The sequence below is a fragment of the Streptomyces sp. NPDC090025 genome (assembly GCF_044748125.1).
Lineage (GTDB): Bacteria > Actinomycetota > Actinomycetes > Streptomycetales > Streptomycetaceae > Streptomyces.
Window position 1 is genome coordinate 14596 of record NZ_JBIVFL010000017.1, and the last position, 13335, is coordinate 27930.

Here is a 13335-nt window from a genome sequence, read left to right on the forward strand (position 1 = left end):
CGTGGCTGTTCCGAAGCGGAAGATGTCGCGCAGCAACACGCGCCACCGCCGGTCGCAGTGGAAGGCTGCGGTCCCCACCCTGGTTTCGTGTGAGCGTTGCCAGGAGCCCAAGCAGCAGCACATCGCGTGCCCGAGCTGCGGCACCTACAACAAGCGCCAGGTCCTCTCGGTCTGAGGGGCTGGTGAGAGGCACGATGTCTGATCACATCACTTCGGCCTCGTCCCACACGCTTCTGGAAGGGCGGCTCGGGTATCAGCTCGAGTCCGCCCTTCTGGTGCGTGCGCTCACCCACCGTTCCTACGCGTACGAGAACGGCGGTCTGCCCACCAACGAGCGTCTCGAGTTCCTCGGGGACTCCGTGCTCGGCCTGGTGGTCACGGACACGCTGTACCGCACCCACCCCGATCTGCCCGAAGGCCAGCTGGCCAAGCTGCGGGCCGCGGTGGTCAACTCGCGGGCGCTGGCGGACGTGGGCCGCGGACTCGACCTGGGTTCCTTCATCCGGCTCGGCCGGGGCGAGGAAGGCACGGGCGGCCGGGACAAGGCATCCATTCTGGCCGACACCCTTGAAGCGGTGATCGGCGCGGTCTATCTCGACCAGGGTCTCGAGGCGGCGGGCGAGCTGGTGCACCGGCTCTTCGACCCGCTGATCGAGAAGTCCTCGAACCTCGGCGCCGGCCTGGACTGGAAGACCAGTCTCCAGGAGCTGACCGCGGCCGAGGGCCTCGGTGTCCCGGAGTACCTCGTCACCGAGGAAGGCCCGGACCACGAGAAGACCTTCACTGCTGCCGCCCGCGTCGGTGGTGTCTCGTACGGCGCCGGCACCGGCCGCAGCAAGAAGGAAGCGGAACAGCAGGCGGCGGAATCGGCCTGGCGCGCGATCCGCGCGGCGGCCGAGGAGCGCGCGGCCGCGGCGAAGGCCGCGGCCGAGAGCGTGAGCGCCGGTGACGGCGGAGCGGTCGCCGACACCGCGTCCGATGCCACCGCGTCCGACGCCGACGCCACCGAAGGCGGCCGGGCTTCGGCCTGACCCGCTCTCCGCATTCCTTCGTCGCCCCCGCCCGGCACGGCCCCCACGGTCGCGCCGGACGGGGGCGTCGTGCTGTCCGAGGCCGGTTGTAGGCTGCGAGCGCGGCCGTGGCACAGCACGGCCGGGAACCCGCTCCCGGAGGAACACACCGTGCCTGAACTGCCCGAGGTCGAGGTCGTCCGGCGCGGTCTCGAGCGCTGGGTCGCCGGGCGGACCGTCGCCGACGTCGAGGTCCTGCACCCGCGCGCGGTACGGCGCCACCCCGAGGGCGGCGCCGATTTCGCCGCCCGCCTCAAGGGCCACCGCTTCGGGATCGCCCGGCGGCGCGGCAAGTACCTGTGGCTGCCGCTCGCCGACGCCGACATGTCCGTCCTCGGCCACCTCGGGATGAGCGGCCAGCTGCTCGTGCAGCCCGAGGACGCGGCCGACGAGAAGCACCTGCGGATCCGGGTCCGCTTCGACGACGCCACCGGCACCGAGCTGCGCTTCGTCGACCAGCGCACCTTCGGCGGCCTCTCGCTGCACGACACCGCGCCGGACAGCACCGACGGCCTGCCGGACGTCATCGCGCACATCGCCCGCGACCCGCTCGACCCGGCCTTCGACGACACCGCCTTCGCGACCGCCCTGCGGCTGCGCCGCACCACCGTCAAGCGGGCGCTGCTCGACCAGTCGCTGATCAGCGGCGTCGGCAACATCTACGCGGACGAGGCGCTGTGGCGGTCCAAACTGCACTACGAGCGCCCGACCGCCGGTCTGACCCGGCCGCGCACCGCCGAGCTGCTCGGCCATGTCCGGGACGTGATGAACGCGGCGCTCGCGGTCGGCGGCACCAGCTTCGACAGCCTGTACGTGAACGTGAACGGCGAGTCCGGCTACTTCGACCGCTCGCTCGACGCCTACGGCCGGGAGGGCGAGCCGTGCCACCGCTGCGGTACGCCGATGCGGCGCCGCCCGTGGATGAACAGGTCCAGCTACTTCTGCCCGCGCTGCCAGCGCCCGCCGAAGGCCGCCGCCTGACGGACGTCAGCGGGTGACGTGCCCCAGCGGGTGAGGAGCGTCAGCGGCCGGTCGGCGGCCGGGCGTCGTAGGCCGCGCGGGCGGCGAGCACCTGGTCCATCCGGCCCTCGACCAGCTCGATCAGACCGAGCAGCCGCTCGGCGACCTCGGCGCCGAGCGGGGTGAGCCGGTAGTCGACCCGGGGCGGATTGGTGGGCTGCGCCGCGCGGTGCACGAGGCCGTCGCGCTCCAGCGCGTGCAGGGTCTGGGACAGCATCTTCTCGCTGACGCCGTCGACCCGGCGGCGCAGCTCGTTGAAGCGCAGCTCGCCCTCGCGCAGCGCGCCCAGGGTGAGGCCGCCCCAGCGGCCGGTCACATGCTCCAGGGTGCCGCGCGAGGGGCAGGCCCTGGCGAAGACGTCGAAGGCGAGGTCCGGCTGGTCGGTCATGCCGTCAAGCGTACGCGGTGCGCCGGTGGGCGCTTTCGAAAAGTGAGCGCCAGCGCCCGCAGGGCGTCCCGGCTCAGAAACCGAAGTCCTGCGTCCACCAGGGGCCGCCGTCCCCGAAGTGCACACCCACGCCCAGGGCCGTGTAGTCGCAGTTCAGGATGTTGGCCCGGTGGCCGTCGCTGGCCATCCAGGAGCGCATCACGGCGGCGGCGTCGACCTGGCCCCTGGCGATGTTCTCGCCGCCGAGCCCGCTGACGCCCGCCCGCTCGGCGCGCGTCCACGGGGTCCGGCCGTCGGGGTCGGTGTGGTCGAAGAAGTTACGGGCGGCCATGTCGGCGCTGAACGCACCGGCGAGCTTCGCCAGCTCGGCGTCCGAGCGGACCACCGGGCAGCCGGCCGTGGCGCGCTCGACGTTGACCAGGCGGACCACCTCGGCCTCGGCGGCCTGCTCACGGCTGAGCACCGGACGCGGGGCGGCGGGCGGGTCGGCCGGGGCCTGGGTGGTGGGGGTCCGGTCCGGGCGGGAGCTCTTCGCGGGCGTCGGCTTCGGCTTCGGGGCCGCCGTGGAGGCTTCCGGGCTCGGCGTGGCCTTGGGGGAGGGGGTGGCCTTCGGCGACGGGGTCGCCGGGGCCGACGGCTTCGCCTTCGGGGCGGCCGCCTTGCCGTTCCCGGCGCCCGAGCCCGTGCCCGTACCGGATCCGGAGCCGTCGCCGGAGCCCGTCGGGGTGGCCGAGGAGCCGCCCTGGGTGTTCAGGCGGGGGGCCGCCTGCCGCTCGGCCTCGGCCCGCGGCTTGTCCTGGGCGGTGTTGCCGATCGAGAACGTGTCGCCGCCGGGCAGCAGACCCGAGGTGACACCGATCGCGCCGATCGCGACCGCCACGGAGATTCCGAGCAGCCCGGCGCGCACGGGTGCGCGACGCCGTGCGCCACGATGCCGTCCCATCCGTACGCCTCCTGTGTCCGCGCAGCACAAGGCCGCGTGATTTGCTGATCTTTGCTTCTGTGGGATCGCGGGAAAGGCTCCGGAAAAGACTTCAGGGAGCGTCCCGCCGAACGGGTGACACCCGTCCGGCTCGGACTGTACGGCATGACACCCGGGGCTGACGTGCCTCTTCCGTAATCCGACCGCTAGCGTTCAGCCATGGATGACGACGTACGGATGACCGCCTGGGTGCGCGGCCGGGTACAGGGAGTGGGCTTCCGCTGGTTCACCAGGGCAAACGCGCTGGAGATCGGTGGCCTGGCCGGCTTCGCCCTGAACCTCGACGACGGCCGGGTGCAGGTGGTGGCCGAGGGCCCGAGTGAGAATTGCCACCGTCTGCTGGACTGGCTGCGGTCCGCCGACACGCCCGGGCGCGTGGACGGCGTCACTGAGATATGGGCCACCCCGCGCGGCGGCTACGACGGCTTCGCCATCCGCTGACCCCGCCCTCCGGGCCGCTCCCGGCGGTGTCCTTCGCGGGGTCCCGAGCGGCCCCGGAAGGGCCTCCGGATCACCTCGGAGCGACCCCGGGCGCACCACCTGTGAACAGGTGCCCAACCAGAAACGGCCTGGTGGTTGCGGAGAAGCACTTGCCATGCCAGGCTGCGCGAGTAAGGATGATCTCCACGCCCCTCGGGCACCGTGTTGTGAGGCGCCGCCGCTGTTGTCCGCGGCCGCAGGCCCCCCGGTGAGCCCCGGAAGCAGGGCGTGATCGTGTTGACCGTCAAACTTTTTGGTGAGACTCTGGAAGCCCCGCGCACCTTAGCTGTTCGACCGTGAGAACCGGCACGACAAAGAGCATGGTCGAGCACCGCGGGTGCGAATCCCTCACGACCCACACCGCATCGGTCGGTCACTCAGTGTGGAGGACCATCCATCATGGCAAAGGCGCTTCTCGGTTACGTCGGCGGCTCCGACCCGCGACTCCTCGCCGAGATGCGACGGCTTCAGCAGCGTGTCCAGGACCTGGAATCCGAGCTGACTCGGATCCAGTCGGAGAACGACGCGCTCGCCGCTGCCGCCGCTCATCAGGGAGAGTCGCTGCTGGACAGCATCGAACTCGACGTTTCCAGTGCGGAGCCTGCGCTCACCTGAAGTCCCCGCCCCGAAGGGCTCAGGTGAGAAACACTCTCGCCAGTACTGCTGGACATGAGCACTGCTGGACATGCAAGGGGCGCCTCGGCGTCCCTTCTTTCTTGCCCCACCCCTCCGCCCCCGACCACCGTGTCCTTGGGAGAGGGAGTGCCCTGCGCGTTCACCGGTGAAACCCGACACCCCGGGTAGAGTCCGCAGGCGTGCATCTCAAGGCCCTGACACTCCGCGGTTTCAAATCGTTCGCCTCCGCCACCACGCTGCGGTTCGAACCGGGAATCACGTGTGTCGTCGGGCCCAACGGCTCCGGCAAGTCCAATGTCGTGGACGCGCTGTCCTGGGTCATGGGAGAGCAGGGCGCCAAGTCGCTGCGCGGCGGCAAGATGGAGGACGTCATCTTCGCCGGCACGACCGGGCGCCCCGCGCTCGGCCGCGCCGAGGTCTCCCTGACCATCGACAACTCCGACGGCGCGCTGCCCATCGACTACGCCGAAGTCACCATCACCCGGATCATGTTCCGCGGCGGCAGCAGCGAGTACCAGATCAACGGCGACACCTGCCGGCTGCTCGACATCCAGGACCTGCTGTCCGACTCCGGCATCGGCCGCGAGATGCACGTCATCGTCGGCCAGGGACAGCTCGACTCGGTGCTGCACGCCGACCCGATGGGCCGCCGCGCCTTCATCGAGGAGGCCGCCGGAGTCCTCAAGCACCGCAAGCGCAAGGAGAAGGCGCTGCGGAAGCTCGACGCGATGCAGGCCAACCTCGCCCGCGTGCAGGACCTCACCGACGAACTCCGCCGCCAGCTCAAGCCCCTCGGCCGGCAGGCCGCCGTCGCCCGCCGCGCCGCCGTCATCCAGGCCGACCTGCGCGACGCCCGGCTCCGGCTGCTCGCCGACGACCTCGTACGCCTGCGTGAAGCCCTCAAGACCGAGGTCGCCGACGAGGCCGCGCTGCTCGCCCGCAAGGAGACCACCGAGGCCGCGCTGAAGACCGCGCTCGCCCGGGAGGCCGCCCTGGAGGACGAGGTCCGCCGCCTCGCACCGCGCCTCCAGCGGGCCCAGCAGAGCTGGTACGAGCTGTCGCAGCTCGCCGAACGGGTCCGCGGCACCGTCTCCCTCGCCGACGCCCGGGTCAAGAGCGCGTCCGACCGGCCCGCCGAGGAGCGCCGGGGCCGCGAGCCGGACGACATGGAGCGGGAGGCCGCCCGGATCCGGGAGCAGGAGGCCGAGCTCACCGCCGCCCTGGAGGCCGCCGAGCACGCCCTCGACGACACCGTCGCGCACCGCGCCGAACTGGAGCGCGCCCTCGCCGACGAGGAACGCCGTCTCAAGGACGTCGCCCGCGCCGTCGCCGACCGGCGCGAGGGCCTGGCCCGGCTGCACGGCCAGGTCAACGCCGCCCGTTCACGGGCCGCCGCCGCCCAGGCCGAGATCGACCGGCTCGCCGCCGCCCGCGACGAGGCGCGGGACCGGGCGGTCACCGCCGAGCGGGAGTACGAGCAGCTCAAGGCCGAGGTCGAGGGCCTCGACGCCGACGACACCGAACTCGCCGCCCGCCACGAGGCCGCCCGCGCCGAACGCGCCGACGCCGAGACCGCGCTGACCGCCGCCCGGGAGGCCGCCGCCGACGCCGACCGGGCCAGGGCCGCGACCAGCGCCCGGCACGACGCCCTCGCGCTCGGCCTGCGCCGCAAGGACGGCACCGGCGCCCTGCTCGGCGCCGGACTGAGCGGACTGCTCGGCCCGGCCGCCGAACTCCTCACCGTCGCCCCCGGCCACGAGGTCCCGGTCGCCGCCGCCCTCGGCGCCGCCGCCGACGCGCTCGCCGTGCGCGGCCCCGCCACCGCCGCCGAGGCCCTGCGGCTGCTGCGCAAGCAGGACGCGGGCCGCGCCGCGCTGCTCCTCACCGGCGACCCCACCGCGACCGACACCGAAGAATCGGGTGCGGCGGACCCGGCGACCGCCGCACCGGCCCCGGGCGTCCCGGCCGCCTCCCTCGTCACCGGCCCCGCCGAACTCCTCGGAGCCGTCCGCACCCTGCTCCGCGGCATCGTCGTCGTCGACGGCCTCGACGCGGCCGTCGACCTGGTCCGCGCCCACCCCGCGCTCACCGCCGTCACCGCCGACGGCGACCTGCTCGGCGCCCACTTCGCACAGGGCGGCTCCGCCGGAGCGCCCAGCCTCCTGGAGGTCCAGGCCGCCGTCGACGAGGCCGCCGCCGAACTGGCCGAGCTGGACGTACGGTGCCGGGAACTGGCCACCGCCCAGGAGACCGCCACCGGGCGCAGGCGGGAGGCGGCCCGGCTGGCCGACGAGCTCGACGAGCGCCGCAGGATCGCCGACCGGGAGAAGTCCGCCGTCGCCCAGCAGCTCGGACGGCTCGCCGGACAGGCCAGGGGAGCGGCCGGGGAGGCCGAGCGCACCGCCGCCGCGGCCGCCCGCGCCGCCGAGGCCCTGGACCGGGCCCTCGGTGAGGCCGAGGAACTCGCCGAACGGCTCCTGGTCGCCGAGGAGACCGCCGCCCCCGGCGACACCGACGAACCCGACACGGGCACCCGCGACCGGCTCGCCATCGACGGCTCCAACGCGCGCCAGACCGAGATGGAGGCCCGCCTCCAGGTCCGTACCCACGAGGAACGCGTCAAGGGCCTCGCGGGCCGCGCCGACTCGCTGGACCGGGCCGCCCGCGCCGAACGGGAGTCCAGGGCCCGCGCCGAACAGCGCAGGGCGCGGCTGCGCCACGAGGCCGAGGTCGCCGCGGCCGTCGGCTCCGGCGCCCGCCAGCTCCTCGCCCACGCCGAGGTGTCGCTGACCCGCGCCGAGCGGGAACGCGCCCTCGCCGAGGCCGCCAAGGGCGCCCGCGAGCAGGACCTGACCACCGCCCGCGGCCGGGGCCGCGACCTCAAGGCCGAGCTGGACAAGCTGACCGATTCGGTGCACCGCGGCGAGGTGCTCGGCGCCGAGAAGCGGCTGCGGATCGAACAGCTGGAGAGCCGCTCCCTGGAGGAGCTGGGCGTCGAACCGGCCGTGCTCGTCGAGGAGTACGGCCCGGCGCAGCCCGTACCGCCGTCACCGCCCGCCGACGGCGAGGAGCTGCCCGAGGACCCCGCGCATCCCCGCAACCAGCCGCGGCCGTTCGTCCGCGCGGAACAGGAGAAGCGGCTGAAGTCGGCCGAACGGGCGTACCAGCAGCTCGGAAAGGTGAACCCGCTCGCCCTTGAGGAGTTCACGGCCCTGGAGGAGCGCCACCAGTTCCTGTCCGAGCAGCTGGAGGACCTGAAGAAGACCAGGACGGACCTCCTCCAGGTGGTCAAGGAGGTGGACCTGCGGGTCGAGCAGGTCTTCACCGAGGCGTACCGGGACACCGCGCGGGAGTTCGAGGGGGTGTTCTCGCGGCTGTTCCCCGGCGGCGAGGGCCGGCTGATCCTCACCGACCCCGACGACATGCTGACCACCGGCGTGGACGTCGAGGCCAGGCCGCCCGGCAAGAAGGTCAAGCGGCTCTCCCTGCTGTCCGGCGGCGAGCGCTCGCTGACGGCGGTGGCCCTCCTGGTGTCCATCTTCAAGGCCAGGCCCAGCCCGTTCTACGTGATGGACGAGGTCGAGGCGGCGCTCGACGACACCAACCTCCAGCGGCTGATCCGGATCATGCAGGAGCTCCAGGAGGCGTCACAGCTGATCGTCATCACCCACCAGAAGCGGACGATGGAGGTCGCCGACGCGCTGTACGGGGTGTCGATGCAGGGCGACGGCGTCTCGAAGGTGATCAGCCAGCGGCTGCGCTGAGCCCCCGCCAGGGGACCGGCGGGGGCCGGGTTTCGAGTGGTGGAGGGCGGGAAGCTGTGCCCCACTGGAAGGGCTCGCCCCACCACAGGACCGGGGCCGCGCCCGCCGGAGCCCCGAGGAGCCCATGTGACCAGCACCGAGCAGGCGCCCCCGCCGCCGCCGTCCGCGGGCCGGACCGCCCATCCGGACCACATCGGCCACGTCATCTTCATCACGGCGTCGGCGGCGATGGGCGGCTTCCTCTTCGGCTACGACAGTTCCGTCATCAACGGCGCCGTCGAAGCCATCCGCGACCGCTACGAGATCGGCTCGGCTGCCCTCGCCCAGGTCATCGCGATCGCCCTGATCGGCTGCGCGATCGGCGCCGCCACCGCGGGCCGGATCGCCGACCGGATCGGCCGCATCAAGTGCATGCGGATCGCGGCCGTGCTCTTCACCATCAGCGCGGTCGGCTCCGCGCTGCCCTTCGCCCTGTGGGACCTGGCCTTCTGGCGGATCATCGGCGGCTTCGCCATCGGCATGGCCTCGGTGATCGGCCCCGCCTACATCGCCGAGGTCGCCCCCGCCGCGTACCGGGGCCGGCTCGGCTCCTTCCAGCAGGCCGCCATCGTCATCGGCATCGCCATCTCCCAGCTGGTCAACTACGGCATCCTGCAGCTCGCCGACGGCGACCAGCGCGGCAAGATCGGCGGTCTGGAGGCATGGCAGTGGATGCTCGGCGTGATGGTGGTGCCCGCGCTGCTCTACGGGCTGCTGTCGTTCGCCATCCCCGAGTCGCCGCGCTTCCTCATCTCCGTGGGCCGCCTGGCGCGCGCCAAGGAGGTCCTCTCCGAGGTCGAGGGCAAGGACGTCGACCTCGACCGGCGGGTCGCCGAGATCGACCGCGCGATGCGCAGCGAGCACAAGTCCACCTTCAAGGACCTGATGGTGCCCGGCAGCAAGAACAGGCTGCTGCCGATCGTCTGGGTCGGCATCGGACTCTCCGTCTTCCAGCAGCTCGTCGGCATCAACGTCGCCTTCTACTACTCGGCGACGCTGTGGCAGTCCGTCGGCATCGACCCGTCGAGCTCGTTCTTCTACTCGTTCACCACGTCGATCGTGAACATCATCGGCACCGTGATCGCCATGGTCCTGGTCGACCGGGTCGGCCGCCGCCCGCTCGCCCTCGTCGGCTCGGCCGGCATGGCGGTCGCGCTCGCCTTCGAGGCATGGGCCTTCTCCGCCGACCTCGTCGACGGCAAACTCCCCAACACCCAGGGCGTCGTCGCGCTCGTCGCCGCCCATGTCTTCGTGCTCTTCTTCGCCCTCTCCTGGGGCGTGGTGGTCTGGGTGTTCCTCGGCGAGATGTTCCCCAACCGGATCCGCGCCGCCGCCCTCGGCGTCGCCGCCTCCGCGCAGTGGATCGCCAACTGGGCCATCACGGCCAGCTTCCCGTCCCTCTCGGACTGGAACCTGTCCGGCACCTACATCATCTACACCGTCTTCGCCGTGCTCTCGATCCCGTTCGTGCTCAAGTTCGTGAAGGAGACCAAGGGCAAGGCCCTGGAGGAGATGGGCTGACCCCTCGGGCCCCCGGCCCGGAGCCCTCGGCCCGTCTCCTCCGGCGCTCAGGGGCGGTCGACCGGTTCGAGACCGCGCCGCCAGGCCCAATGGGCCAGCTCCAGACGGTTCCTGGCGTCGACCTTGTGCCGGCACTGGATGACCGTCTTCTTCACCGCCGACACCGATACCCCGCGCACCTGCGCGATCTCCCGGTCGGTGCGCCCGGCCGCCACCATGCCCGCCACCTGGAGCTCACTGGGCGTCAACGTCCGTGCGGGCCCCGGGGCGCGGCCGTGCGGGCCGCCGTACGGCAGCTGCCCGTACCGGTGCAGCACCGCCCGCAGGCTCTCCACCGCCGCGGGCGACAGCGGGTACGCCCCGGCGGCGGCCAGCCAGATGCCCTGCCGGATCTGGTGGGCCCCCAGGGTCTTGCACAGGATGCCCTGCACCCCGGCCCGCAGGGCCGCGCAGATGGACTCGTCGGTGCCCGAGCCGGTCAGCACCACCACGCTGCACCCGGCCGCGGCCAGCCGCCGCATCATGTCCAGACCGTCGGCGCCGTCGAGCCTGCTGCCGATCACACACACGTCGGGCTCGGCGTCGAGCGCGCGGCGGACCGCCTCACGCCCGTCACCCGTGTCACCCACGACCTCGAACTCGCCGTCGGCCGTGAGCATCGAGCGCAGCCCCACCCGCACGACCTCTTCGGCGTCCGCGATCAGCACCCGTACCGGCATCACGGCCTCCACACGCCACCTTGTCGGACGCCCCGTCAACCCCGTGCCGCCCGTGGTCCCAACGTAATCCCGCCGATGGGCCGGGTGGAGAGGGGCGACGGTCCCTCCCGGCCGGGCCGGAGGTCCCGCTCCGCCCTGAGACGGCATGGCTCTTGGCACAGGGCACTCGGGCGATGAATCAGCGAACCAAAGCACCGTTCCACCCGGGAAACGAAGGTCTTTTACTGTTCAGAGGGTGATGTGCGAAGGCATAACTTCGTTGTCGTGAGCCGGTGCAATGGGGCACCGGCCACGGCGGACCGGAGGACACCATGCCTTTCCACGTCGATTCCGAAGCGGGCAAGCTCAAGCAGGTCATCCTGCACCGGCCCGGCCTCGAACTGGAACGCTTGACCCCGAGCAACAAGGACGGGCTGCTCTTCGACGACGTCCTGTGGGTCGAACGGGCCCAGGAGGAACACGACTTCTTCGCGCAGACCCTGCGCGACCGCGGGATCGCCGTCCATCTCTTCACCGACCTCCTCACCGAGACCATGCGCGACCCCGAGGCCCGCTCCCTCGTCCTCGGCCGCCTCTTCGACGAGCGCCAGTACGGCCCCATCGCCACCGACCGGGCCCGCACCGTCTACGAGGACTTCGACCCCGAGACCCTCACCAGGCACCTGGTCGGCGGCATCACCAAACGGGAACTCGTCGCCAGGATGGGCAGGCCGAGGTCGGTACGCGTCCAGGTCATGGACGACGAGGACTTCGTCATCGCCCCGCTGCCCAACCACCTCTTCACCCGCGACACCTCCTGCTGGGTGTACGACGGCGTCGCCGTCAACGCCATGTGCAAGACGGCCAGGCGCCGCGAGACCGTCCACTTCGAGGCCATCTACCGCCACCACCCGCTCTTCGCGGACAGCACCCACAAGGTCTGGAACGAGGGCCAGCGGTCCTACCCGTCGACCATGGAGGGCGGCGACGTCCTCGTCATCGGCAACGGCGCCGTCCTCGTCGGCCTCAGCGAACGCACCACCGCGCAGGGCGTCGAACAGCTCGCCATCGAGCTGTTCAAGGAGGGCTCGGCCCAGCGGATCGTGGCCCTCGACATGCCCAAGGGCCGCGCCTTCATGCACCTCGACACCGTCATGACCATGGTCAACGGCGACACCTTCACCAAGTACGCGGGCCTCGGCATGCTCCCCTCGTACACCATCGAGTCCCAGGGCGCCCCCGACGACCTCAAGGTGACCCGGCACGCCCCCGAGGAGATGCACGACGTCATCGCCGCCGCCCTCGGCAAGGAGCGGATCAACATCCTGACCCCCGCTCAGGGGGCCTTCGCCGCCGAGCGCGAGCAGTGGGACGACGGCTGCAACGTCCTCACCGTCGAACCCGGGGTGGTCGTCGCCTACGACCGCAACGTCGCCTCCAACCGCTATCTGGAGCAGAACGGCATCGAAGTGGTCCGGGTGCGCGGCAGCGAACTCGGCCGCGGCCGCGGCGGCCCCCGCTGCATGAGCTGCCCCATCGAGCGCGAAGCCGTCTGACCGGCCACGGCCCGCACCCCCTCACCCCCCACCCCCGAAAGGCGCCGACCATGGCCCAGAACCTGCGCCACCGCAGCTTCGTCAAGGAACTCGACTTCTCCCCGGCCGAACTCACCCACCTGATCGACCTCGCCGCCGATCTGAAGACCGCCAAGCGCACCGGCACCGAACGCCCGCTGCTGACCGGCCGGAACATCGCCCTCATCTTCGAGAAGACCTCCACCCGCACCCGGTGCGCCTTCGAGGTCGCCGCCCACGACCAGGGCGCCCACGTCACCTATCTCGACCCCGGCGGCTCCCAGATAGGCCACAAGGAGTCGATGAAGGACACCGCCCGGGTCCTCGGCCGGATGTACGACGGCATCGAGTACCGGGGCTCGTCCCAGCGGCTCGTCGAGGAACTCGCCGAACACGCGGGCGTCCCGGTGTGGAACGGCCTCACCGACGAATGGCACCCCACCCAGATGCTCGCCGACTTCCTCACCATGCGCGAGCACTCCGGCAAGCCGCTGCACGAGATCTCCTTCGCCTACCTCGGCGACGCCCGCAACAACGTCGGCAACTCGCTCCTCGTGACGGGCGCGCTGCTCGGCGCCGACGTCAGGATCGTCGCCCCGCAACAGCTCTGGAACGAACAGGAGGTCGTCGACCGGGCGGCCGCCATCGCCAGGTCCACCGGCGCGCGCATCACCCACACCGAGAACCTCCTCGCCGGGGTCGACGGCGTGGACTTCGTCTACACCGACGTGTGGGTCTCCATGGGCGAGCCGGCCGAGGTCTGGGAGGAGCGCATCAAGCTCCTCACCCCGTACCAGGTCACCTCCGGCGTGATGGCCGCCACCGGCAACCCCAGGGCCCGCTTCCTGCACTGCCTCCCGGCCTTCCACGACCGCGCGACCAAGGTCGGCGCCGACATCTACGAGCGGTTCGGGCTCGACGCGCTCGAAGTGACCGACGAGGTCTTCGAGTCGGAGCAGTCGGTGGTCTTCGACCAGGCGGAGAACCGGATGCACACCATCAAGGCGGTGATGGTGGCGACGCTCGGCGGCTGAGCCGCGCGGCCGTCAGGCCGGCCGTCCGGGCCGGGGGGGGGCCCCCCCCCCGCCCGGGCCCCCCCCCCCCCCCCGCCCCCCCGCCGGACCCGAGCGCTGGCACCGCCCCCCGCGGCGCGGGCGGGGGCG

At 72.2% G+C, this 13335-nt stretch carries 12 protein-coding genes; 9 read left to right on the forward strand and 3 right to left on the reverse strand.

Annotated elements, in window-relative coordinates:
- Position 1 precedes the first annotated feature (1 nt).
- From rpmF to mutM, 3 genes are all read left to right on the forward strand, one after another.
- Complete coding sequence (gene rpmF / locus ACIPXM_RS30100; protein ID WP_030496967.1) at positions 2-175, forward strand: 50S ribosomal protein L32; 174 nt, start codon at positions 2-4, stop codon at positions 173-175.
- A 19-nt stretch (positions 176-194) separates the two neighbouring features.
- Positions 195-1031, forward strand: coding sequence for a ribonuclease III (gene rnc / locus ACIPXM_RS30105; RefSeq protein ID WP_401661944.1), 837 nt, complete (start codon positions 195-197; stop codon positions 1029-1031).
- Between the two features lie 150 nt (positions 1032-1181).
- Positions 1182-2051 (forward strand): bifunctional DNA-formamidopyrimidine glycosylase/DNA-(apurinic or apyrimidinic site) lyase, encoded by an 870-nt coding sequence (mutM, locus tag ACIPXM_RS30110; protein ID WP_401661947.1) that lies wholly within the window; start codon positions 1182-1184, stop codon positions 2049-2051.
- 40 nt (positions 2052-2091) lie between these two features.
- Here the strand turns inward: mutM and ACIPXM_RS30115 are convergent, their stop codons facing one another.
- Both ACIPXM_RS30115 and ACIPXM_RS30120 read right to left on the reverse strand, forming a co-directional pair.
- The gene (locus ACIPXM_RS30115; RefSeq protein WP_401661950.1) at positions 2092-2478 is read right to left on the reverse strand and encodes a winged helix-turn-helix transcriptional regulator; all 387 of its coding nucleotides are present in this window, start codon (positions 2476-2478) and stop codon (positions 2092-2094) included.
- Positions 2479-2551: 73 nt separating this feature from the next.
- A complete protein-coding gene (locus tag ACIPXM_RS30120; protein ID WP_401661953.1) occupies positions 2552-3421 on the reverse strand; it encodes a CAP domain-containing protein in 870 nt (289 codons plus the stop codon).
- Positions 3422-3619: 198 nt separating this feature from the next.
- Between ACIPXM_RS30120 and ACIPXM_RS30125 the strand changes: the two genes are divergently transcribed.
- From ACIPXM_RS30125 to ACIPXM_RS30140, 4 genes are all read left to right on the forward strand, one after another.
- Positions 3620-3901 carry an acylphosphatase gene (locus ACIPXM_RS30125; protein ID WP_401661956.1) on the forward strand — a complete coding sequence of 94 codons (282 nt, stop codon included), beginning with the start codon at positions 3620-3622 and terminating at the stop codon, positions 3899-3901.
- 438 nt (positions 3902-4339) lie between these two features.
- Positions 4340-4555: a hypothetical protein gene (locus ACIPXM_RS30130; RefSeq protein ID WP_401661959.1), complete on the forward strand. Its 216-nt coding sequence runs from the start codon at positions 4340-4342 to the stop codon at positions 4553-4555.
- A gap of 200 nt (positions 4556-4755) precedes the next feature.
- Positions 4756-8340 carry a chromosome segregation protein SMC gene (gene smc / locus ACIPXM_RS30135; protein ID WP_401661961.1) on the forward strand — a complete coding sequence of 1195 codons (3585 nt, stop codon included), beginning with the start codon at positions 4756-4758 and terminating at the stop codon, positions 8338-8340.
- Between the two features lie 126 nt (positions 8341-8466).
- Complete coding sequence (locus ACIPXM_RS30140) at positions 8467-9900, forward strand: sugar porter family MFS transporter (protein WP_401661964.1); 1434 nt, start codon at positions 8467-8469, stop codon at positions 9898-9900.
- Positions 9901-9947: 47 nt separating this feature from the next.
- Here the strand turns inward: ACIPXM_RS30140 and ACIPXM_RS30145 are convergent, their stop codons facing one another.
- Entirely contained in the window at positions 9948-10631 is a 684-nt protein-coding gene (locus ACIPXM_RS30145) for a response regulator (protein ID WP_401661967.1), read from the reverse strand.
- A gap of 299 nt (positions 10632-10930) precedes the next feature.
- Here ACIPXM_RS30145 and ACIPXM_RS30150 point away from each other — a divergent pair, with 299 nt between their 5' ends.
- Both ACIPXM_RS30150 and argF read left to right on the forward strand, forming a co-directional pair.
- A complete protein-coding gene (locus tag ACIPXM_RS30150; RefSeq protein ID WP_401661969.1) occupies positions 10931-12154 on the forward strand; it encodes an arginine deiminase in 1224 nt (407 codons plus the stop codon).
- A gap of 50 nt (positions 12155-12204) precedes the next feature.
- Positions 12205-13206 carry an ornithine carbamoyltransferase gene (gene argF, locus ACIPXM_RS30155; RefSeq protein WP_401661972.1) on the forward strand — a complete coding sequence of 334 codons (1002 nt, stop codon included), beginning with the start codon at positions 12205-12207 and terminating at the stop codon, positions 13204-13206.
- Positions 13207-13335: the final 129 nt, after the last annotated feature.

Bases quoted from the DNA above. Each gene is read 5' to 3' on its own strand.
- ACIPXM_RS30130 (WP_401661959.1), top strand. From the start codon at position 4,340: ATGGCAAAGGCGCTTCTCGGTTACGTCGGCGGCTCCGACCCGCGACTC.
- rnc (WP_401661944.1), top strand. From the start codon at position 195: ATGTCTGATCACATCACTTCGGCCTCGTCCCACACGCTTCTGGAAGGG.
- ACIPXM_RS30120 (WP_401661953.1), bottom strand. From the start codon at position 3,421: ATGGGACGGCATCGTGGCGCACGGCGTCGCGCACCCGTGCGCGCCGGG.
- ACIPXM_RS30125 (WP_401661956.1), top strand. From the start codon at position 3,620: ATGGATGACGACGTACGGATGACCGCCTGGGTGCGCGGCCGGGTACAG.
- ACIPXM_RS30115 (WP_401661950.1), bottom strand. From the start codon at position 2,478: ATGACCGACCAGCCGGACCTCGCCTTCGACGTCTTCGCCAGGGCCTGC.
- ACIPXM_RS30150 (WP_401661969.1), top strand. From the start codon at position 10,931: ATGCCTTTCCACGTCGATTCCGAAGCGGGCAAGCTCAAGCAGGTCATC.
- argF (WP_401661972.1), top strand. From the start codon at position 12,205: ATGGCCCAGAACCTGCGCCACCGCAGCTTCGTCAAGGAACTCGACTTC.